Below are 20,032 nucleotides of genomic sequence, written 5' to 3' on the forward strand. Positions count from 1 at the left end.
GCCGGTGCCGGCGCCGCTCGGCTTCCGCCGCGGGCACGCCGGGCGCGCCCCGGGTTCCACTGTGGCGCCAGATGTGCGGGGCCGCAGCCGGAGCCGCTCAGCGGGGGGCGGGGCCGAGCTGGGTCGCCCACGGGATGAGGGGCAGGGTGAGCGGCGGCGGATGGACACCGCCGGGACCGATGACGTGGTTGCCCACCCGGCCGCCGAGATGGACGAGGCGCCCGTCGTCCTCCCGGAAGTGCACGGCACCGTCCCCGCGCTGCACGGCCGCCACGGCTTCGGCCAGGAAGCCCAGCTCGCCCATGTCCAGGTCGGACCACTCGTACTCGCTCCACATGTACTGGTCCACCCAGAGCGTGGCCACGTCGTCGAAGTAGACGGCGATCATGGTGGAGGCGTTCCCCGGGCCGATCAGTACGCAGAACTCGTCGGTCACCAGGGGGGTGAGCGGATAGCCGGGCACGGACCTCGCGGCGTCCTCGAAGATCCGCACGACGGGGTGCGCGGACCGCGGCGGGGCGGCCTCGCGCACGCTGCCCGGGCCCTGTCGTACCCGGACGTGGGCGCGGGTGGCGGTGCCGGGGGCCGCGGCCCCGCTCCCGCCCAGCTCGCCGCTCAGTTGTTCGCTCACCGTCGCGCTTCCCCTCGTCGTCCGGTACCGGTGCGGCTCGCGGCGCCTCGCCGGCCACCTCCGCCGAATGGCCACCATATGCACCTTTTATCCGTTGAGCAGCCCGGAGACCCGATCGGCGGCGCCGCGGCTGAGCCGAACGAGCGGCGTACCCAATTCCGCGGCGGGTCAGTTGACTTCACTGGAGGCACGGGCACCGTTCCGGCCCGCCTCCGCCACCGGACACGAGGAGGGCCGCATGACGTCGACACCCCGTACGCCTGCCACCACCACCGCACCCGCGTCCACCCCGGCCCTCGGGGCACCCGCCACCGCGACGGCGCCGCTCCCCCAGGACGAGCTGGCCGCCTACCTCGCCGCGCACCCGGCGCCGGCCGCCGCCGTGGACGCGGTGATCCGCGACGAACGCGGCGACCTCCTGGTAGTCGACCCGGTCTACAAGGCGGACTGGGATCTGCCCGGCGGCATGGTCGACGACGAGGGCCTGGTCGACGGCCTGGTGCGGGAGCTCCGGGAGGAACTGCAGCCCCCCGCGCTGCGCGTCGGGCGGCTGCTCGCCGTCGACAACGTACCCGCCGCGGTCTACGGCAGGGCACTCACCGCCTGCGTGTACGCCGTCCACCTCCCGCACCCGGTGAGCGCGCACGACCTGCGGCTGCAACGGGACGAGCTGCGCGCTGCCGTCTTCCTTCCCCCGAACGAGGCGCTGGCAAGGCTGCCCGAGCGGTTGCGGCGCCGCACGGCCGCCGCCCTCGCCGCCGAGCACGGCGCCCACACGGCGCACCTGCTGGACGGTCACCCGGCCCCCCTCGACGAAGGCGACCGCCGCGCCCTGCTGCCCGGGCCGGCGGTGGCCGCCGCGGCGCTGGTCACGGATGCGACGGGCCGGATTCTCGTGCTCGACGCCGACGAGGCCGGGGACGCCTGGGGCGGAGGTGCGCCCTGTCGACTGCCCGGAGCCCTGGTGACAGCGACGGAGACCCCCGCGGCAAGCGCGGCGCGGGCCCTGAACACCCATCTGGGCGATGCGGCGGGACTCACCGTGGGGCGGCTGCTGGCCGTCGACAGCACGCTGTGCCCCTCGGGAGGCCGCACCCTGCTGGCCCACCTGTTCGAAGCCCATACGCTCGTCCCGCTGCACCGCACCGGCGGCCACTGGCTCACCCCCGACGACGCCGCCCGGTTCCTCCCCCCGCACGAGACCCGCCTGCTGAGCAGCGCGCCCGGCCGGACCCGCGGAGCACCGGACCGCACCCAGGGGCTGCCGCCGCAGCGGTGAGCCCGGCAACGGACCGCGGCGCACACCGCCGGGCCGCCCGGCTTCCGGCGCACGGCCCGGGGGGCCGGGGGCCGGGCCGGAGTTCGGAGTGGGATCGGCCCGGGGTGGGATCGGGCCCGGCCCGCCGCGGGACTTCTCCGCACCGGCATCGCGCGACGGTGCGGTGGCCTCGCGCCTCCGGCCCGGAGCCCGGTAATAGGCGGAGCAGCGGCGGGCAGGATGGGTCGGTGACCCCTATGACCCGAGCGATGTCGTTCAACACGGCGCCCGACCGCTACGCCGCTTTCCGGCCGTTCTACCCACCCGCGCTGTTCGAGCTGGTCGAGGAGCTCTCGCAGATACCCCTGGCGGGAGCCCGGATCGCCGATGTGGGGGCGGGCACCGGCATCTCCACCACGCAGCTCGTGCAACGCGGCGCCGACGTGGTCGCGGTGGAGCCCGGCGAGGGCATGGCCGCATGGTTCCGCAAGAGCCTGCCGGACGTACCGCTGGTACGCGGGGACGCCAACGCCCTGCCCCTCGCGGACGGGTCCCGCGACCTGGTCACCTACGCGCAGGCATGGCACTGGGCGGAGCCGCACCGGGCGGTCCCCGAGGCGATGCGCGTGCTGCGTCCGGGCGGATCGCTCGTCGTCTGGTGGAACCTCACCGCCCACGACGTGCCCTGGATCGGCGCGCAGGCAGAGCGCATCACCCACCACACGGGCGTCTCCTCCCCACCCCTGAACCAGGTCGGCGACCACGGCGCGCTCCGCAGGGCCGGCCTCGACGGACTCCGGCTGTCCCACCGGCACACCCGGTGGAGCCGCACCGTCCCGCTCGACCTCCATCTGGGCAACCTGGCCAGCCACTCGGGATTCCTGGTCATGCCCGAGCAGGCCACCCGCGACTTCCTGGACACCGAACGCACCCGACTGCGCGCGCTCTTCCCGGACGAGCAGGTGGAGGAGGTCTACGTGGTGGACCTGCTGGTGGCACGCCGCGACTGACCCAAACGGCACGGCGCCCCGCACCGCGGCGCCCCGCCCAAAGACCCGCCTCCCGCGGCGACGTCCGGTCCCCGGCGGACGCGCCCGGCACTCGGCACGGTGTGTCCGGGGGCTTCCGCACCACCCGGACCCGGCGCGGGAGAACCGCGTCTCCGCAGGGAATTCTCCGTCGCCTCCCTGGAGGGGCGCACTGATGTGCCAGTAGGGTGCGCGCCCATCGCCGCCGAGAGCGCGGCGTGTTGAGCCGCGACGTTGTGGAGGTAGCGGATGAGCGCGGGCTCGATCTTCTTGTGGGAACTGCTGGGGACCGCAGTGCTGGTCATGCTGGGTACCGGGGTTGTCGCCAACCACGCACTGCGGAGAACGAACGGGAACGGCGGGGGCATACTGTTCATCAACATCGGCTGGGGGTTCGCGGTCTTCACCGGCGCCAGTGTCGCGGCGCCCAGTGGCGCGCATCTCAACCCCGCGGTCACACTCGCCCTCGCCGTCGCCGACAAGACCGACTGGTCGGACGTCCCCGTCTACATGCTGGCGCAGCTGCTCGGCGGTGTCATCGGCGCGGTGCTGTGCTGGGCCACCTACAAGCTGCAGTTCGACCACCACGACGATCCGGCGGGCACACTCGGCGTGTTCTCCACGGCGCCGACCATCCGCAACAGCTTCTGGAACACCGTCACCGAGGTGCTGGGCACCTTCGTCCTGATCGCCTTCATCCTCTTCTCCCCGACCTTCAAGCCCGGCCCCGGCGAGGGGGGCATACCCGAGTTCGGCAACTCCGCCCTGGGATACGCCGGCGTCGCCTTCGTCGTGCTGGTGATCGGCACCTCGCTCGGCGGGCCGACCGGCTACGCCATCAACCCGGCCCGCGACCTCGGTCCGCGGCTCGCCTATGCGTTCGTGCTGCCCATAAAGGGCAAAGGCAAGGCCGACTGGGCCTACTCCTGGGTCCCTGTCGTCGGTCCGCTGCTCGGTGCCGTCCTGGCAGCCCTTCTCTACCTGGCCTATCCGGCGTAGGGCCCGGCGCGGGGCCACCACCGGGGCGGTCGGCCCCGGCCCCGGTGGCGGCCCCGGCCGGCAACTGCTGGACGTGCTGCGGCAGCAGTTCTCCGGTGCGGGCAGCGACGCGAAGCCGCCGCACCCGGGCGGGAGACGGAGGATGCGCTCTTTCGCTCCCGCCCGTCAGCGGGTTGTCCTGGTGGAGACGTGCCGGCAACCGCGGCACGCCCGGGCGCGCCGCACCCGGCGTGCGCGCCGCCAGGAGGGAGTTCCCATGGAGAGCACCGCCGAGGCCGGGCCCGCCGGCTGGTACGTCGACGAGCGCTGCACCGACTGCGACGTGGCCCGCCAGCTCGCCCCCGGACTCGTCCGCGCCGCGCCGGGCCGCTCCGAGCTCGTCCGGCAGCCGCAGAACCCGGCCGAGACCGCGCAGCTGCGGGCCGCCGCGCTGGCCTGCCACACCCGGTCGATCCGCCCGCCGGGTGGCCGGTTCGACCCGGCGGAACCCGACGACCCGTTCCCGCTTCCGCTCGACGAGAACGTGCTGCTGTGCGGACACAACTCGCCCCGGACCGCCGGTGCCAACTCCTACCTGCTGCGGCGTCCCTCCGGGCACTGGATGATGGTCGACACCCCGCGCTACGGCGAGCCGCTGGCCCGGCGCTGGACGGCGGACCGCCGCATCACCGACGTGCTGCTCACCCACCGGGACCACGCGGCGCACGGCCGGCGCTGGGCCGACCGGCTGGATGCCCGCCTGTGGATCCACGAGGGGGACCTGGACGCCGCCCCGGACGCCGACCGGGTGCTGCGCGGCCGGGCGCCCACCGAGATCGGCGAGGGTGTCGTCGCCGTCCCGCTGCCGGGCCACACCCGCGGCAGCGTCCTGTACCTGGCCGACGAGCGCTACTGCTTCAGCGGGGACAGTTTCTACTGGGCGCGGACCCTGGACGACCTGGAGGTCGCGCAGAGCGTCACCTGGTACTCCATCGAGGAACTCGCCGCCTCGCTGGCCTCGGTGGCGGGCGAGCTGCGCTTCACATGGCTGCTGCCCGGGCACGGCGGGCGCAAGCGACTGCCCCCGGAGGAGATGGGGCGGCGCCTGCGGCGGCTGGCCGAGCGCGCCGCCACCCTGCGGCCGCGGCCCGTCGACTTCACCGCCGTACGGTGGTAGTGCCCGGCCCGCTGTCCGGGCGCCCCGCTACGGTGGTGGCGCCCGCCGCGCCTCCTGCGGCACCCCTGCCCCGCGAGGAGCCGCGCCGTGAGAGCCGCACGCCTGGTCACCGATGTCCTGCAGCCCCGCAACGCGCTGCTGGTGGGACTGACCGGGCTGGGAGTGGCCGCCGCGGGGAACTGGACGGGCGCCCCCTGGGGGCTGTTCGCGGCGCTGTGCGCGGGCCTCGTCCCGGCCTCCTACATCGAGTGGGAGCGCAGCCGGGGCACCTGGGGCGACCGGCACGTGGTGGACCGCACCCAGCGGCTGCCGATCTTCGTGGTGATCCTCGGATCGGTGGGGGTCGGCGCACTGGTGATGGTGCTGGGGCGGGCCCCACGCGACATTCTGGTCGCGATGGTGGCGCTGTGGGCGATGACGGTGTGCCTGCTGGCGGTGAACACCGTCTGGAAGATCAGCGTGGACTCGGCGGTGGCCGCGTCGGTGGTGGCGATGGCGGCCGTGGTGCACTCCCCCTGGTGGCTGCTGGCCTGCCCGCTGGTGGTGGCGGTGTGCTGGTCCCGGATCGCGCTGGAGTACCACACGGTGGCGCAGACGGCCGCGGGCGCCGCGTGCGGCGCGGTCACCGCGGGCGCCTGGCTGATCTGAGGCGGGCGCACACCGCGGAGACCGCCGGGCGTCGCCGGCGGGCGCGGACGTGGGCCGAAGGGGTCACCTGTCGCGGCGGTACGCCGGGGTACCCGGCGCTCGGGACGGCGGGATGGTTCCGTTTCCTGCGTCCCGGACCGATGCCGACCGATCCGCTTCGAGGTGCGTCATGGCTCCCGCTCCCGTCCCGCCGTCCCTCTCCCGAGCGGAGCTGCGGGCGGTCTTCGCGCAGCAGACCGGCGCGGGCGCGGCCGGTCGCGGCCTGGTCGGGATCGAGGTGGAGGCGGCGGCGCTGGACCCGGCCACCGGCCGTGCGGCGCCGTACGCCGGGCCGGGCGGGGTACGCGCCCTGCTGGAGCGGCTCGCCGCCGACCGGCCCGGAGCGGTGCCCCAGTACGACCGCGGGGCACTGGTGGGTGTGCGGCTGGCGGAGGGCGGCTCGGTCTCGCTGGAGCACGGAGGCGCGGTCGAGTACTCCTCCCCGCCGTGCTCGTGCGTCGCCGCCCTCGCCGAGGTGACCGACCGGGCGCTGCGCGGACTGGCCGCGGCGGCCGGACGGTTCGGCTTCGCGCTGGTACCCGGGGCGCAGTACCCGTTCACGACGCCCGCCGAGGTGCCCTGGGTGCCGCACTCGCGGACCCCGGTGATGCGGCGCCACTTCGAGGGGCTGGGTCCGCCCGGCTCCGCCGGGGTGCAGGTGATGTCGCTGGCTCTCTCCACGCAGGTGTCGCTCGACTACGGCGGGCCCGCGGATCTGGCGGAGAAGCTGCGGGTGCTGTCGGCCGCCTCCACCCCGGCGGCGGCGCTGTTCGTCAACGCGCCGCTGGAGGGGGGCCGTCCGTGCGGGTGGCTGTCGCGGCGCATGGACTACCTCAGCCGGACCGATCCGGCGCGCACCGGGGTCGTCCCGGCGCTGCTGCGCGAGGACGTGGACGTGGAGGCGTTCATCGACTGGGCACTGGGCCTTCCGATGATCCACCGCGCGTCGCCGGACGGCGGCCGGTGCGCCGCGCCGCCGGAGCCGTTCGGCACGCTGCTGCGGGAGGGTTTCGGGGACGGAAGCCGGCCGGGGCCCGAGGACTGGCGGGCCCATCTGTCGCAGATCTTCTCGGACGTACGGCTGCGCGACACCCTGGAGCTGCGCGCGGTGGACGGCCCGCCCTACGGGGCGCTCTGCGCGGCGCCCGCGTTCTGGACCGGGCTGTGCTATCACCCACCGTCCCGCGCCGCGGCCTGGGAACTGCTGCGCGGGATCGGCGCGGCGGAGCACCGCGCGGGGGTCCGCGACATCGCCCGCCGCGGAACGGCCGCCCGGCTGGCGGGCCGTCCGGTACGGGAGGTGGCGGCCGAACTGCTGCGGCTGAGCGAGACCGGCCTGCGGGCGCGGATCGCCGAGGGCGTCGAGCGCCCGGAGGCCCTGGAGTTCCTGGCTCCGCTGCAGGAAGTCGCCGCCTCCGGCGTCACCTTCGCGCAGCGCACGCTCGACCGGCTGCGCGAGGATCCGGCCACGTTCCCGGCGCGCCACATCGCGCGGCACCGCATCCCCGGGTGATCCCCGCTCCCACAGCGAGCGGGCGCCGCTCCGGAGCACGGAGCCGGCGGGCGCTCCGGCGCGCCGCGGCTGCCGCGTACGCCGGACCGGACCGCGGACGGGAGTCCGCGGACGGTACCGGCCCGGACCGGTTCCGCCGGGCGCTACACCACGCCCTGGTCGCGCATCGCCTCGGCGACCCGGAGGAACCCCGCGGCGTTGGCGCCCAGCACGTAGTCGTCGGGGGTGCCGAACTCCTCCGCAGCGGTGACGCAGTCGGCGTGGATTCCCCGCATCACCACGGCGAGCCGTGCCTCGGCCTCCGAGAACGTCCAGGATTCGCGGGCGGCGTTCTGCCGCATCTCCAGCGCGGAGGTGGCCACACCGCCCGCGTTGGCGGCCTTGCCGGGGCCGTAGCGGACGCCCGCCTCGCGCAGCACGGCCACCGCGTCGGGGGTGCAGGGCATGTTGGCGCCCTCGGCCACCACCTTGACCCCGTTCTTGACGAGGACGAGAGCGTGCTCCTCGCGGAGTTCGTTCTGCGTGGCGCACGGCAGGGCGACGTCGCAGGGCACGTCGTAGACCGAGCCGCGGCTGCTGAACCGGGCCCCGGCGCGTGCCTCGGCGTAGGTGTCCAGCCGGCCGCGGCGCTCCAGCTTGATCTCCTTGAGCAGGTCGAGGTCGAGTCCCGCCTCGTCCACCACATAGCCGGAGGAGTCGGAGCAGGCCACGACCTGGGCGCCGAGAGCCTGGGCCTTCTCGACGGCGAAGAGGGAGACGTTGCCGGAGCCGGAGAGGACGACCCGGAGCCCGTCCAGTTCCTCGCCGCGGGTGCCGAGCATCTCCTGGACGAAGTGGACGGTGCCGTATCCGGTGGCCTCGGTGCGGGCGTAGGACCCGCCCCAGCCGATGCCCTTGCCGGTGAGCACGCCCGCCTCGTAGCGGTTGGCCAGCCGCTTGTACTGGCCGAACAGGTAGCCGATTTCGCGGGCGCCGACATTGATGTCGCCCGCGGGCACGTCGGTGTGCTCACCGAGATGGCGGTGCAGCTCCGTCATGAAGGACTGGCAGAAACGCATGACCTCCGCGTCGCTGCGCCCCTTGGGATCGAAGTCGGCGCCGCCCTTGCCGGCGCCGATGCCCAGCCCGGTCAGCGCGTTCTTGAAGATCTGCTCGAAGGCGAGGAACTTCACGGTGCCCAGCGAGAGCTGCGGCACGAAGCGCAGTCCGCCCTTGTACGGACCCAGCGCACTGCTGAACTGGACCCGGTAGCCGCGGTTGACGTGCACCTCGCCCGCGTCGTCCGTCCACGGCACCCGGAAGATGACCTGCCGCTCGGGCTCCACCAGCCGCTCCACCAGGTTCGCGTCCGCGTACTGGGGACACTTGCGCAGCACCGGCTCCAGGCTGTGCAGCACCTCCCGCACGGCCTGGTGGAATTCGGGTTCCCCGGGGTTCCGGCGCAGAACCTCGGCGTACACCGCTTCGACACGGCTGCTGGCATCCACGGACATCATCCTCGTCGCTCGCACGGCCGCCCGGCCCTCCGGGGCAGGCTGGTGACGAGGGTACGTTCGGCTGCCACGAGTCAGGCTCGCGAGTGGCGAGAAACACTCTCGCGAGCGCCGGGCGCTCCCGGCTGACCCGGGCACGCCCGGCGCGGCCCGCCGGGCGGCCGGCGCACCTCCGGTCGAACTCGCGTGCGTGCGGTGTCGATCGCGCGCGGGCAGCCCGGCCCCGGGCACAGCGGCGGCGGGTGCCCGGTGGCCGTCCGGGTCGCCTGCGAGTGGGAGACCCGGCGACGCACGCTCCCTGGCCGCCCTCCCGTTCGGCGGGGAGACGGCCGTACCGGAGACGGCGGACAGGTCCGGTGCGCGGCCGGTCCCGGCGGTACGGCAGCGGCGGGAGCGGGCCGTACCCGGACCGTCGAGGCCCGCCGGACGCGGCCGGGCCGTCGCGGAGGGCCCGGTGTCCGCCCCGGGCCGCGCGGCGGCCCGTAGCCGCACTCCCCCGACGCGCGGACGCGCACCCGGGAGCGGCTGCCTGCCGAAAGGGGAGCGAGGGGCGCACTCCGACCGGCGCGCGGGCCGGCCCACGGCGCGGCGGTGTCCGCGTGCGCCCCGCCCGGGGCCACCACCGGCCACCACCGGCCGCCACCGGCCACCGACCGTGGCCGACCCGGCACCGGGAGCGCGCCGGGCGGCTCCGCTTGGTGCGACCCGCCGGAAAGGTGTTCCCTGGAGTGGGGGTGCCAGGAGCACACCTGCTCACGGTGAGGAGCGGCAGATGTCCAAGCGCCGACCGGACCACGAAGGCAGCGAGCCCGACCGGATCCGCGGGCCCGAGGAGCGCCGGACGCACGGCGGAATGCCGGAGAAGCCGGACGACGAGGCGCTGGCCCGGCGTACGGAACGGGAACGGGTCGAGACCGGGGTCGACGACTACGACCCCGAGGACGTGCCTCCGGCGACGGAGCCCTGACGATCCCGCCGCCCGGTCCCGCCGGGCCCACGGCTGAGAGGTGGCCATGCCCATCGCCACGGTGAACCCCGCGGACGGCACGACCGTCAAGACCTTCGATCCGCTCTCCGCCGCCGAGGTGGAGCAGCGTCTCGCGGACGCGGACGCCGCCTTCCGCGGCTACCGCACCACCACGTTCGAGGAGCGGGCCCGGCTGCTGAACGCGGCCGCGGACCTGCTGGAGCGGGAGACGGAGGGTGTCGCCCGCGTCATGACGACGGAGATGGGCAAGCCGCTGGCCGCCGCCCGGGCCGAGGCCGCCAAGTGCGTCAAGGCGATGCGCTGGTACGCCCGGAACGCCGAGGAACTGCTGGCCCCCGAGTATCCGGCCCCCGGGGACGTGGCGGACTCCGGAGCGGTGCGGGCCGAGGTGCGCTACCGGCCGCTGGGGCCGGTGCTGGCCGTCATGCCGTGGAACTTCCCCCTCTGGCAGGTCGTCAGGTTCGCGGCGCCCGCGCTGATGGCGGGCAACGTCGGACTGCTCAAGCACGCCTCGAACGTGCCGCAGACCGCGCTCTACCTGGGCGACCTCTTCCACCGGGCGGGCTTCGCGCGGGGCTGCTTCCAGACGCTGCTGATCTCCTCCGGCGCCGTCGAGGAGGTGCTGCGCGACCCGCGCGTGGTCGCGGCGACGCTGACGGGCAGCGAGGGCGCGGGGCGGGCGGTCGCCTCGGTGGCGGGCGACGAGATCAAGAAGACCGTCCTCGAACTCGGCGGCAGCGACCCCTTCGTCGTGATGCCGTCGGCCGACGTCGAGGCCGCCGCGCGCACCGCGGTGACCGCGCGGGTGCAGAACAACGGGCAGTCGTGCATCGCCGCCAAGCGCTTCCTCGTCCACACCGACGTGTTCGACGCGTTCGCCGAGCGGTTCACGGCGGGCATGCTGGGGCTGACCGTGGGCGATCCCATGGAGCCGGGCACCGATGTCGGCCCGCTCTCCGGCGCCCGGGGCCGCGAGGACCTGGAGGAGCTGGTCACCGACGCGCTGGCCCAGGGGGCGCAGGCGCTGTGCGGGGGCCGTCGGCCGCAGGGACTGGAGCAGGGCTTCTACTACGAGCCGACCGTGCTCACGGGGGTCACCGCGCAGATGCGCATCCACCGCGAGGAGACGTTCGGCCCGGTGGCGACCCTCTACCGGGTGGCGGACCTGGAGGAGGCGGTGACGCTCGCCAACGACACTCCGTTCGGCCTTAGTTCGAATGTGTGGACGCGGGACGAGTGCGAGGCGGACCGCTTCGTCCAGGACCTCCAGGCGGGTGGGGTCTTCTTCAACGGGATGACCGCCTCGCATCCGGCACTGCCCTTCGGCGGGGTGAAGCGCTCCGGCTACGGCCGGGAGCTGGCCGGGCACGGCATCCGCGAGTTCTGCAACGCGACGACCGTCTGGCGCGGTCCCTGATCCTCCGGAGGGGCGGGGACCGCGGACGGCGCGCTCAGTTCCGCGTCACCGCGCGGTTGACGCCGGTCACGAACGTCGTGGCCAGCACCCAGCCCGCGACGACGAGCAGGTAGGCCAGCCACTGGTAACCGCCCTCCGGCGCATAGGACTTCTCCTGCCCGAAGTCGACGACGGGCAGCAGCAGGTCGAGTGCGTAGGCGAGGGGGTTGAACTCGGGGGCCTCGTCCGCCTTGAGCGGGCGCGGCGGATGCAGCCCGTAGGCGAGCGCGCCCACCAGCAGCAGACCGACCAGCCACCCGGCCGCCCGCATGGGGCGGAAACCGTAGCCGACGGTCGCGTCCTGCAGATGGCCCCACAGCCGTCCGTAGAGCGGCCGGGTGGCCCGGTGGCGGCGCTCCTTGGCGAGTTGCACGGAGCGCGCCGCCGCGTCGTCCCCGATGTGCCGGTAGGCGGTGGCCAACTGCTCGTAGGCGAAGGGCACATAGCCGTCCGCCTCGCGGGCGAGCACCCGGAGCCGGTCGGCGGCCGGGAGGACGGGGGTGAGCGCGGTGTAGGTCAGCCCGTCCAGCTGCACCTGCGCGGGCCACACCTCGGGACGTATGTGCAGCAGTTCGAACCGGGCCCGGCGCAGATTGACGGTGCCCTGGACGGGCGGCGCGTCGCGGAGCCAGAACTCGGCCGCCGTGCAACTGCTGGCCCGCAGCGCGACCCCGCCGGGGTTGGAGAGCCGGGCGTAGGCGAGGTTGAGCTGGCCCGGCACGGTGGCCCCGCGCAGATTGACCCGGCCCTCGGCGTGCAGCCGCATGGCGTGCAGATCGGTACCGACCGTGAGGGTCTCGGCGTGCAGCGCGGTGTTGCCGCCGCCGGGGTACAGCAGCCGGGCACCGTCGAGCCGGACGAGTCCGGCCACCGTCAGCCCGTCCAGGCGGGTCCGCCCGTGCACCGTCAGCCGTGTGGCCTGCAGGTCCTCGCCGACGGTGGCGTGGTCCAGCTTGAGGCTGCCGCCCTCGCGCTCGGCCGCCGCCGCTTCCGGCTCCCCGGCGGTGGCCCGGGTGCCCAGCTCCGCGCGGTCCAGGAAGAGAGCTCCCCCCACCCGCGCTCCGGACAGGCCCACCGACCCCGGTACCCGGCAGTCGTTGAGCCGCAGCGCACCGGCCACCCGCAGCGTCGCCGCCCACAGTCCCGGCATCCGGCAGCCGCTCAGGGAGAGCTGCCGGAACTCGGCGCCGTAGAGCACCGGAGTCTCCTCGAACACGCACTCCCGCAGCGACACCGGGGCCCTGACCGCCCCGGAATGCAGATTGAACTCGCCGGTGATCCGGGCGCCGCGCAGCCGCAGTGCGGGGATCTCCCCGTCCTCGGCGGGTGAGGTCAGCAGCAGGGCCCGCAGCACCCGGGCCCGTACCGACCGCTCGGCGGCCGCGGAGAGATCCACGGTCCGCCCCCGGGGAAACGCCTCCCACACCCGCCGCTCCGGCCCCGTCAGTTCGTCGATCTCCACGCGGGGGACTCTTCCGGCACGCCGGGCGTCCGTCAACCGCGTTCCGGCGCCGCGGAGTCCGGCGGTCACCGCGTCCGGCAGGCGCCGGAGGTGCCGCGCCGGCCCGGCGGCGTCCGTCCCGGGCCGGTCACCCGGACCGTGCGCGGTCCGCCCGCCGGTGCCCGCCGCGGCACCCCGCATTACCCCGCGCGTAATCGACCGGGTACCCGGCGCCGGGGCACAGTCATGGCATCGCCCCGCCGGAGCACACCGGCGGGCGGCACACGACGAGGGGACGACGCACCATGAACACCTACGAAGCCGCTGTGGAGCGCTACTTCGCCGCCTGGAACGCACCGGACGAGGCGAGCCTGGCCGCGGCCGTGGCCGCGGCGTGGACCGAGGAGGGCAGCTACACCGACCCCCTGGCGCAGGCCACCGGCCACCCGGAGCTGTCCGCGGCCATCCGGGCCGCCCAGGAGCAGTTCCCCGGCTGCACGTTCCGGCTGACCGGGGCGGTCGACGGGCACCACGACATCGCCCGGTTCTCCTGGGAGCTGGTCGTCGCGGCCGACGGCTCGGCTCCCGCGGCGGGGTCGGACGTGCTCACGCTGGCCGACGACGGCCGCATCGCGTCGGTCAAGGGGTTCCTCGACCGGGTGCCCGGCGCCTGACCTCCCGGGCGGCGGGCTACGGTGCCCGGATGGACACGGGGACGCGGGATTCCGGCGCGGACTGGCCCGTCGCAACCGGTACGACGGCGCTGAGCGTGCTGCTGCCGGAGGTGGACCCACTGGTCCGCGGCTGGCGCGCACGCTACGACACGGCCGCGCGGCACGGGGGAACAGCACATCTGACGGTGCTGTTCCCCTTCCTCCACCGCGACCGGATACGTGCCCCCCAGCGGGCGGCGCTGGCGGCGCTGTACGCCCGGCACCGGCCCTTCACGGTCACGTTCGGCCGCTGCGGCTCCTTCCCCGGCGTGCTGCACCTGGTGCCCGAACCCGCTGCCCCGCTGCGCGCGCTGACCGCCGCGGCAGCCGCCCGCTGGCCCTCGCATCCGCCCTACGGCGGGGTCCTCGGCGCGGTGGAGCCGCACCTCACGGTCGCCAACAGCGGCGGCGCCGGGGTGCACCGGCGGATCGCCGCGCAGCTGACGGCACGGCTGCCGGTGACCGCGCGGGTGAGCCGCGTCGAGCTGGTCGTCCACGAGGAGGGCCGCTGGCTTCCCTGGCTCGGCTTCCCGCTGGGCGGCTGAGCCGGCCCGGGCGGCGGCCCTCCGGCGCGGGCGGGCCTCAGGGCCGGTGGTCCGCCGGGATCTCCTCTCCCGCCGGTACGGGGCCCGGCGGGGTGCCGTCGCCGAAGGGGCGGCCGCCGAGCTGCTCGCGGTGGTGCGGGGTCAGCCAGCCGGACAGATCCGGCCCCGCGGGCACGATCGAGGTGGGGTTGATGCCGGTGTGGACGACGTAGTAGTGCCGCTTGATGTGGTCGAAGTCGACCGTGTCGCCGAATCCGGGCGTCTGGTACAGGTCCCGCACGTACGCCCACAGCACCGGATCCTGCTCCAGCTTGTTGCGGTTGCACTTGAAGTGGCCGTGGTAGACGGCGTCGAACCGCACGAGCGTGGTGAACAGCCTGATGTCCGCCTCGGTGAGGGTGTCGCCGACCAGGTAGCGCTGCTCCCGCAGCCGCTCCGAGACCAGGTCCAGGCGGCGGAAGACGTCCGCGTAGGCGGCGTCGTACTCCTGCTGTGTGGTGGCGAACCCGGCCCGGTACACACCGTTGTTGACGTCGCGGTAGATCCCCTGGGCCACCTCGTCGATCTCCTCCCGCCGTGCCCGCGGGTAGAGGTCGGGCGCGCCCGGCCGGTGCAGCGCGCGCCACTCGGTGGCCAGGTCGAGCGTGAGCTGCTGGAAGTCGTTGGTGACCAGCTTGCCGCTGGGCACGTCCACCACGGCGGGCACGCTGACGCCGCCCGGGTAGCCGGTCTCGCGCTTGTCGTACGCCTCGTGCAGGAAGCGGATGCCGAGCACCGGGTCGCGGCCGCCGGGGTCGAGCGTGAAGCGCCAGCTCCGGTCGTCCTGGATCGGGTCGGCGACGGCCAGCGACAGCGCGCTCTCCAGGCCCAGCAGCCGGCGCGAGACCAGTGCCCGGCTCGCCCAGGGACACGCTCGGCTGACCACGAGCCGGTAGCGGCCCGCCTCGACGGGCCAGCCGTCCCTCCCGTCGGCTGTGATCCGGTCGGCGAAGTGGCTCCTGGACCTCTTGAACGCCTTCCGGCCGTACTCGGTGTTCCCGGCGTCGCCGCCGGCCGCAGCGGTACTCATCCCCGTCTCCTTCCCGCAGTCCGGGGCAGCGGAGTCCCCGGCCGTCCGAGCGCATCCCATCACTCCGGCGGTCCCGTTGCCGAGTACCGACGCGTGAGGAAACGAGTACCGACGCGTGAGGAAAGCGGTGCTGAGCAGGCAACGGGCCCACGCGCCGGGGAGTTCGCGCGCCCGGAGCGGCTCGCGGCACCCCCGCCGCGGCACAGGCCCGCGTCCGCCGTCGGCACCTCGTCAGCGGCCGAGCTGCCAGGGAAAGGGGAGGAGCTGGTCGGCGCGGCAGTACACCTCGCACGCGAAGGGAAGCACGGCCGCGGACGGATGCAGCCGGGCGCCTTCGAGACTGGCCAGCAGCCGGGCCGTGTGGTGGATGCAGCCGGTGTGCTGCGCTCCGTTCCGGTCGACGACGGTCACCACCGTGGGCCTGCCCTCGCACGGTGTCGGATCCGCCCGGTCCGCCGCCGCGCACCGCGGGCCGTCGTTCGCCGTCGTGCTGTCCATCCCGCACCCCCGAGTCGCTCGCCCCCGCTCACCGGACAGCCAGTGGCTTCCCCCTACGGAGCGCGGGCATGGCGGAGTTGGGAAAGCCATGGGCAACTCTTAACACGCCGGACGCGGCGCGCACCGGCGCACTCGCTCAGGCGGCGAGGAAGTCCCGCACCACCGGCGCCAGCGCCTCGGCGGGTGCCTGGTGGAACGCCCCGGGCACCGTCCGGTGCTCGCCGCACGGGAGGGCCTCCGCCACCGCACGCGCGGCGTCCTGGAGCAGCCGGGTGCTGGCGTCGCTGGAGAGGACGAGCACGGGGACCCGCACAGCGGTCAGGATGCCGGCCGGGAGGGTGGCGTCGCCGAGCAGCGTGGTGTCGTAGCGGAGTGTGTGGGCGATTCTCGTCAGGCCGCCCCAGGCCGGGGAGCGGCGGGCGCCCGCCACGGACTCCGGTGGCAGCCCGATGATCTCCCCCAGGAAGTACGCCACGGCGTCCGCGCGCCGCTTCCGGTCGAGGAGGTCGGCGAGGCGGGCCGCGTGCGCCGGGTCCTGGGGGTGCCCCACGGCGCCGGTGAAGGGCGGTTCGAAGAGCACGAGCCTGCCGGGGGCCGCGCCGGTGCGCGCTGCCGCGCCGAGCGCGATCAGGGCACCGGACGACACGCCGAAGGCGCATGCCGCTCCCCCGCCGAGTGCGCCGAGCACGGCGGCCAGGTCCTCGTCCTCCCGCGCGGGGGCATAGGGCGGGGTGTCGCCGCTCCCGCCCCTGCCCCGGCGGTCGTAGACCACTCCGGAGAGTCCGAGGCCGGCCAGTTCACGGGCGAGCGGCAGGCCCTCGTACCGGGTGCTGAGCGCGCCACCGGTCAGGACGACGGGCGGGCCGTCCCCGAGTTGCTCGAAGGCGATGCCGGTGCCGTCGGGCGAGGTGGTGAAGCGCACGGTCATGGCGGGCCCTTCCTGGCTGCGGTGGTGTGCTGCGACTTCTACCAGCAGCCGGGGCCCGGCGGCGGCGGGACGCGGCCGGGGTACCGGCTCAGTCCGGCGGCGGGGGCGGGACGGGGGCACCGGCCGGCGGGGGCAGCTTGGGGAAGCGGCGCGGTGCCGTGTCCCCGGCCGGGCCGGGCGGCGGGATCCGCGCGGCACCGGGCGGGGCGGCCTCCGTGCCGGTCGCCGCCGCGGGTGCGGGCCCTGCGGCGGCGGGTCGCGGCAGCAACGCGTCGCGGCGGGCGCCGGGGTCCCAGCCGGGCTCGACGACGCGTTTCTGCACCAGGACGGCTCCGGCCAGCAGCACGGCCCCGACGGCGAGCATCAGGGCGATGCCGACCGGCCGGCCCGCCCTGCCCGCGTAGCCGATGAGAGTGCCGAACCAGCCGAAGTCGGCGTCGCCGAAGGTGGTGTTCTCCGCCCCGAAGGTGCCCAGCACTTTCAGCAGCACGGCGGGCAGCAGGGTGATGAGGACGCCGTTGCAGAACGCGCCCAGCGCGGCGCCCCGCCTGCCGCCGGTCGCGTTCCCGTAGACACCGGCCGCGCCGCCGGTGAAGAAATGCGGCACCAGCCCCGGCAGCACCAGCGCCAGGCCGAAGGCGGGGCTGAGCAGCCAGGCGAGCAGCCCGAGCGTGCACAGGCCGCCGGTGAAGCTGGCGAGGAACCCCACGAGTACCGCGTTCTGCGCGTACGGGAAGACGATGGGCGCGTCCAGCGCGGGCACGGCACCGGGAACGGCCTTGTGCGCGATCCCCTGGAAGGCGGGGACGAGTTCGCCGAGGACCGTTCGGACGCCGAAGAGGATGACGGCCACCGCGATGCCGAACCGCAGCCCCTGCAGCACGGCTTGCATGAAGTAGTCTCCCAGGCCGGTGGCGGCCGTACCGCCGTCGGCGGCGAACGCCCGGAAAGCCGTCGCCTCACCCGCGTCGGCCAGGTACAGCAGCGCCATGACGAGGTGGATCAGCAGCATGGACAGTGCGGTGGCCACCATCGAGTCGCGCAGGAACCGCAGCCCTTCCGGCAGCCTCATGTCCTCGGTGCTGCGGCTGCGTCCGCCGACGAGCCGGCCGACGGCACCGGCGGTCACGTAGCCGGCCGTGCCGAAGTGCCCGACGGCGATGCTGTCGCCGCCGGTGATCCGCTTCGTCCACGGCTGCGCGAGGGCGGGCATCGAGACGAGGAGGATGCCGAGCAGCACTCCGCCGACGGCCACCACGAGCCACCCGGGCAGCCCCGCGGCCGCCAGCACCATCGTCAGCAGGGTCGCCATGAAGAGCATGTGGTGGCCGGTCAGGAAGACATAGCGCAGCGGCGTGAACCGGGCCAGCAGCAGGGAGAGGGCGAATCCCGCGGTCATCAGCCAGGCGACGCGGGCACCGAACCGGTCCTGCGCGATACCGACGATCGCCTCGTTGGTGGGAATCACCCCGTGCGCGCCGGTGGCACCCTGGATCATCTCGCCCAGCGGTGCCAGCGCGCCGACGACGAGTCCGGCGCCGGCGCCGATCAGCAGAAAGCCCAGCGTCGCCTTGACGGCCCCGCCGACGATCTGCCCTCCGGGTTTCCGCAGGGCCGTCAGACCGGCCGCCGTGATGAGACCGATGAGGTACGCGGGAACGCTCAGGATCTCGGTGCCGAGGAATGCCGCGAGGGTGACCAGCCAGTCCATGGAGCCTTCCGCTGCGTGCCGTGCTCGGGCGGGTGGGGAGGGCGCCCCGAGGTCGTGCGGGAGCTGCCGGGAGTCCGCGGGGTGCGTGGCGGGGAAGCCGGGCGCGGGACGCGGTCAGACGTCGTAGGTGTCGCGCAGCACGGCGTCCACCTCCTTCTCGCTGGTGAAGTCCGCGACGACCCGCACCGGGATGCCCAGGTCGCCGAGGAGCCCGGCGATCTCGCGCGAGGTGAGGACGGCCGCGGCCCCGGACGCCTTGCCCCGCGCGGAGACGGTGTCCGTGGCCTCGACGGTGACGTGCTGCTCCCAGCCCCAGCGCTCCAGCACCCGCTCCAGGGTGTTCTTGAGGAAGAGGCTGGTGCCGACCCCGTTCCCGCAGACCGTGAGGATCCGCTGCACGGCCGGCCCGCTGCGCCGCGGCTGTCCACCACCGCGCTCCCGCGCATCGAGCAGCCGGTGCACCGCCTGCGGGCTCGGTGCGGCGCGCAGGGCGGCCGCCGCGTCCGGATCGGCCAGCAGCCCGGCGAGGGCCGCCATGGCGGCCGTGTGGGCGTGGGCGTCCGCCGCGGCGAGCGCCACGACGAGGGTGACCGGGTCGTTCGCCGCATGGCCGAACTCGACGGGTTCGGCAGGCCGCACCCAGGCCAGCCCGGTCCGGTGCACCGCGGGCGAGGGCCGGGCGTGGACGAGGGCGAGCCCGGGCGCGACGACGACGTAGGGCCCGTTCTCCTCGATGTTCCCGATCATCTCGTCGGTGTACGCGTCGGTACTGACACCTTGCGTGACCAGCAGGCCGCCCGCGGCGCGGACCGCGGAGCGCCAGTCCGCCACGGCGATGTCCAGACGGATCGCCGCACAGGGCAGCAGTTCGCTCAGTGACGCCATGCCCCGGATGGTGGCACGCCGCTCCGGCCGGCCGGTGGCCGCCTCCCGACAGCTGTCCGGAGGCGGGCGCCGGAGGGCAGGCCCGGTGCGGGGCGCGGCAGGCCCGGCCGCACGGGGTCGTGTCGCTGCCGGCGGCAGGGGTACCCGGCCGTCCGGCGGACGGCTCCGGCTGCCTCCCGGCGCCGGGGTCGGTTCACCGATCGCAGCGCACCCGGGAGCACCAGGGAGGAACCATGCGCCTCGATTCCCTCGCACCTCTTCTCCACCGGAACGGACCGTGGGCCACCGTCTGCACGAGCACGGCGCAGGCCACCGAGAACGCCGGGGACGAGCGGCGGCTGGCGGCCCGCGCCGCGGGGGACGAGCTGCTGCGGCAGGGTGCCGACTCCGCGACCGCCGATGCCATCGCCGGGCACTTGGCCGCGCTCTCCCCGCGCACCCGGCCACAGGGCAGCGCGGTCTTCGCGTCGGACGGGGACGTGGTGCTGGACCTGCCGCTGACCGTGGCGCCCGAACGGCAGCACGTCACCTGGTCGACACTGCCGCATCTCGCACCGCTGCCGGAGCTGCTGGGCGAGAACCCGCGCTGCCTGACGGCACGCATCGACCGCACGGGGGCGGACTTCGAGCTGGTGGACGCGCACGGGACGCGCAGCGCGGGGCGGGCCACCGGCGAGGAGTGGCCCATCCACCGCAACTCCACCGGCGAGCTGTCGGAGAAACACTTCCAGTTGCGGGTGGAGAACACCTGGGAGAGCAACGCCGGACTGATCGCGGAGGCGATCGAACGCCGCTTCCGGGAGACGGCGGCCGAGGTGCTGGTGCTCAGCGGCGAACCCCGGGAGCGGCGTGCCGTGCACGAGAAGCTGCCCGAGCGGTTGCGGGCCCCGGCCGTGCAGACCTCGCACGGCGGCCGTGCGGCGGGTGCCTCCTCGGAGCTGCTGGACAGGGAGACGGAACGGGCCCGCGCGGAGTACGTCGAACGGCACACCGCCGAGGCGCTGGCCGCGCTGCGGGCCGCACACGCGCCCGG

The 20,032-nt window shown here is 74.8% G+C and carries 19 protein-coding genes; 11 read left to right on the forward strand and 8 right to left on the reverse strand.

Going from position 1 to position 20,032, the window contains the following annotated elements:
- Positions 1-97: 97 nt before the first annotated feature.
- A complete protein-coding gene (locus tag A949_RS0127145) occupies positions 98-631 on the reverse strand; it encodes a hypothetical protein (RefSeq protein ID WP_019359202.1) in 534 nt (177 codons plus the stop codon).
- 238 nt (positions 632-869) lie between these two features.
- On the opposite strand from A949_RS0127145, the gene A949_RS35765 reads away from it, so the two are divergent.
- The 6 genes from A949_RS35765 (at position 870) to A949_RS0127175 (ending at position 7,272) form a co-directional block, all read left to right on the forward strand.
- A complete protein-coding gene (locus A949_RS35765; RefSeq protein WP_019359203.1) occupies positions 870-1,910 on the forward strand; it encodes an NUDIX domain-containing protein in 1,041 nt (346 codons plus the stop codon).
- 248 nt (positions 1,911-2,158) lie between these two features.
- A complete protein-coding gene (locus A949_RS0127155) occupies positions 2,159-2,899 on the forward strand; it encodes a methyltransferase domain-containing protein (protein ID WP_019359204.1) in 741 nt (246 codons plus the stop codon).
- 267 nt (positions 2,900-3,166) lie between these two features.
- Complete coding sequence (locus A949_RS0127160; RefSeq protein WP_019359205.1) at positions 3,167-3,916, forward strand: MIP/aquaporin family protein; 750 nt, start codon at positions 3,167-3,169, stop codon at positions 3,914-3,916.
- Between the two features lie 256 nt (positions 3,917-4,172).
- Complete coding sequence (locus tag A949_RS0127165; protein ID WP_019359206.1) at positions 4,173-5,072, forward strand: 4Fe-4S domain-containing protein; 900 nt, start codon at positions 4,173-4,175, stop codon at positions 5,070-5,072.
- 87 nt (positions 5,073-5,159) lie between these two features.
- Positions 5,160-5,720 carry a hypothetical protein gene (locus A949_RS0127170; protein ID WP_019359207.1) on the forward strand — a complete coding sequence of 187 codons (561 nt, stop codon included), beginning with the start codon at positions 5,160-5,162 and terminating at the stop codon, positions 5,718-5,720.
- A 169-nt stretch (positions 5,721-5,889) separates the two neighbouring features.
- Positions 5,890-7,272, forward strand: coding sequence for a glutamate-cysteine ligase family protein (locus tag A949_RS0127175; RefSeq protein WP_019359208.1), 1,383 nt, complete (start codon positions 5,890-5,892; stop codon positions 7,270-7,272).
- Positions 7,273-7,415: 143 nt separating this feature from the next.
- Here the strand turns inward: A949_RS0127175 and gdhA are convergent, their stop codons facing one another.
- Entirely contained in the window at positions 7,416-8,768 is a 1,353-nt protein-coding gene (gene gdhA / locus A949_RS0127180; RefSeq protein WP_019359209.1) for an NADP-specific glutamate dehydrogenase, read from the reverse strand.
- A 769-nt stretch (positions 8,769-9,537) separates the two neighbouring features.
- On the opposite strand from gdhA, the gene A949_RS0127185 reads away from it, so the two are divergent.
- Positions 9,538-9,732 carry a hypothetical protein gene (locus A949_RS0127185; RefSeq protein ID WP_019359210.1) on the forward strand — a complete coding sequence of 65 codons (195 nt, stop codon included), beginning with the start codon at positions 9,538-9,540 and terminating at the stop codon, positions 9,730-9,732.
- 46 nt (positions 9,733-9,778) lie between these two features.
- Positions 9,779-11,170 (forward strand): NADP-dependent succinic semialdehyde dehydrogenase, encoded by a 1,392-nt coding sequence (locus A949_RS0127190; RefSeq protein ID WP_019359211.1) that lies wholly within the window; start codon positions 9,779-9,781, stop codon positions 11,168-11,170.
- Between the two features lie 34 nt (positions 11,171-11,204).
- Here A949_RS0127190 and A949_RS0127195 read toward each other — a convergent pair whose 3' ends face one another.
- Positions 11,205-12,671, reverse strand: coding sequence for a hypothetical protein (locus A949_RS0127195; protein ID WP_026005083.1), 1,467 nt, complete (start codon positions 12,669-12,671; stop codon positions 11,205-11,207).
- A 284-nt stretch (positions 12,672-12,955) separates the two neighbouring features.
- Here A949_RS0127195 and A949_RS0127200 point away from each other — a divergent pair, with 284 nt between their 5' ends.
- Together A949_RS0127200 and A949_RS0127205 are read left to right on the forward strand one after the other, a co-directional pair.
- The gene (locus tag A949_RS0127200) at positions 12,956-13,324 is read left to right on the forward strand and encodes a nuclear transport factor 2 family protein (protein ID WP_019359213.1); all 369 of its coding nucleotides are present in this window, start codon (positions 12,956-12,958) and stop codon (positions 13,322-13,324) included.
- Between the two features lie 29 nt (positions 13,325-13,353).
- On the forward strand, positions 13,354-13,908 hold the full coding sequence (locus A949_RS0127205) for a 2'-5' RNA ligase family protein (RefSeq protein ID WP_019359214.1): 555 nt from the start codon (positions 13,354-13,356) through the stop codon (positions 13,906-13,908).
- Between the two features lie 37 nt (positions 13,909-13,945).
- Here the strand turns inward: A949_RS0127205 and A949_RS0127210 are convergent, their stop codons facing one another.
- The 5 genes from A949_RS0127210 to A949_RS0127230 form a co-directional block, all read right to left on the reverse strand.
- Positions 13,946-14,977 (reverse strand): glutathione S-transferase family protein, encoded by a 1,032-nt coding sequence (locus A949_RS0127210; RefSeq protein WP_019359215.1) that lies wholly within the window; start codon positions 14,975-14,977, stop codon positions 13,946-13,948.
- A gap of 231 nt (positions 14,978-15,208) precedes the next feature.
- The gene (locus tag A949_RS0127215) at positions 15,209-15,475 is read right to left on the reverse strand and encodes a hypothetical protein (RefSeq protein WP_019359216.1); all 267 of its coding nucleotides are present in this window, start codon (positions 15,473-15,475) and stop codon (positions 15,209-15,211) included.
- A gap of 136 nt (positions 15,476-15,611) precedes the next feature.
- A complete protein-coding gene (locus A949_RS0127220; RefSeq protein ID WP_019359217.1) occupies positions 15,612-16,403 on the reverse strand; it encodes an alpha/beta fold hydrolase in 792 nt (263 codons plus the stop codon).
- An 88-nt stretch (positions 16,404-16,491) separates the two neighbouring features.
- A complete protein-coding gene (locus A949_RS0127225; protein ID WP_019359218.1) occupies positions 16,492-18,114 on the reverse strand; it encodes a PTS ascorbate transporter subunit IIC in 1,623 nt (540 codons plus the stop codon).
- A 114-nt stretch (positions 18,115-18,228) separates the two neighbouring features.
- Positions 18,229-18,999 carry a PTS sugar transporter subunit IIA gene (locus tag A949_RS0127230; protein ID WP_019359219.1) on the reverse strand — a complete coding sequence of 257 codons (771 nt, stop codon included), beginning with the start codon at positions 18,997-18,999 and terminating at the stop codon, positions 18,229-18,231.
- A gap of 233 nt (positions 19,000-19,232) precedes the next feature.
- Here A949_RS0127230 and A949_RS0127235 point away from each other — a divergent pair.
- Positions 19,233-20,032, forward strand: an 800-nt coding sequence (locus A949_RS0127235; RefSeq protein WP_019359220.1) for a baeRF2 domain-containing protein, incomplete at its 3' end; no start/stop codon positions are given.

Source organism: Streptomyces sp. AA1529 (assembly GCF_000280905.1).
Lineage (GTDB): Bacteria > Actinomycetota > Actinomycetes > Streptomycetales > Streptomycetaceae > Streptomyces.

Excerpts from the sequence above, each read along its gene's own strand:
- A949_RS35765 (WP_019359203.1), top strand. The coding sequence starts at position 870 with ATGACGTCGACACCCCGTACGCCTGCCACCACCACCGCACCCGCGTCC.
- A949_RS0127155 (WP_019359204.1), top strand. The coding sequence starts at position 2,159 with ATGTCGTTCAACACGGCGCCCGACCGCTACGCCGCTTTCCGGCCGTTC.
- A949_RS0127160 (WP_019359205.1), top strand. The coding sequence starts at position 3,167 with ATGAGCGCGGGCTCGATCTTCTTGTGGGAACTGCTGGGGACCGCAGTG.
- A949_RS0127165 (WP_019359206.1), top strand. The coding sequence starts at position 4,173 with ATGGAGAGCACCGCCGAGGCCGGGCCCGCCGGCTGGTACGTCGACGAG.
- A949_RS0127175 (WP_019359208.1), top strand. The coding sequence starts at position 5,890 with ATGGCTCCCGCTCCCGTCCCGCCGTCCCTCTCCCGAGCGGAGCTGCGG.
- gdhA (WP_019359209.1), bottom strand. The coding sequence starts at position 8,768 with ATGATGTCCGTGGATGCCAGCAGCCGTGTCGAAGCGGTGTACGCCGAG.
- A949_RS0127185 (WP_019359210.1), top strand. The coding sequence starts at position 9,538 with ATGTCCAAGCGCCGACCGGACCACGAAGGCAGCGAGCCCGACCGGATC.
- A949_RS0127190 (WP_019359211.1), top strand. The coding sequence starts at position 9,779 with ATGCCCATCGCCACGGTGAACCCCGCGGACGGCACGACCGTCAAGACC.
- A949_RS0127200 (WP_019359213.1), top strand. The coding sequence starts at position 12,956 with ATGAACACCTACGAAGCCGCTGTGGAGCGCTACTTCGCCGCCTGGAAC.
- A949_RS0127205 (WP_019359214.1), top strand. The coding sequence starts at position 13,354 with ATGGACACGGGGACGCGGGATTCCGGCGCGGACTGGCCCGTCGCAACC.
- A949_RS0127210 (WP_019359215.1), bottom strand. The coding sequence starts at position 14,977 with ATGAGTACCGCTGCGGCCGGCGGCGACGCCGGGAACACCGAGTACGGC.
- A949_RS0127215 (WP_019359216.1), bottom strand. The coding sequence starts at position 15,475 with ATGGACAGCACGACGGCGAACGACGGCCCGCGGTGCGCGGCGGCGGAC.
- A949_RS0127220 (WP_019359217.1), bottom strand. The coding sequence starts at position 16,403 with ATGACCGTGCGCTTCACCACCTCGCCCGACGGCACCGGCATCGCCTTC.
- A949_RS0127225 (WP_019359218.1), bottom strand. The coding sequence starts at position 18,114 with ATGGACTGGCTGGTCACCCTCGCGGCATTCCTCGGCACCGAGATCCTG.
- A949_RS0127230 (WP_019359219.1), bottom strand. The coding sequence starts at position 18,999 with ATGGCGTCACTGAGCGAACTGCTGCCCTGTGCGGCGATCCGTCTGGAC.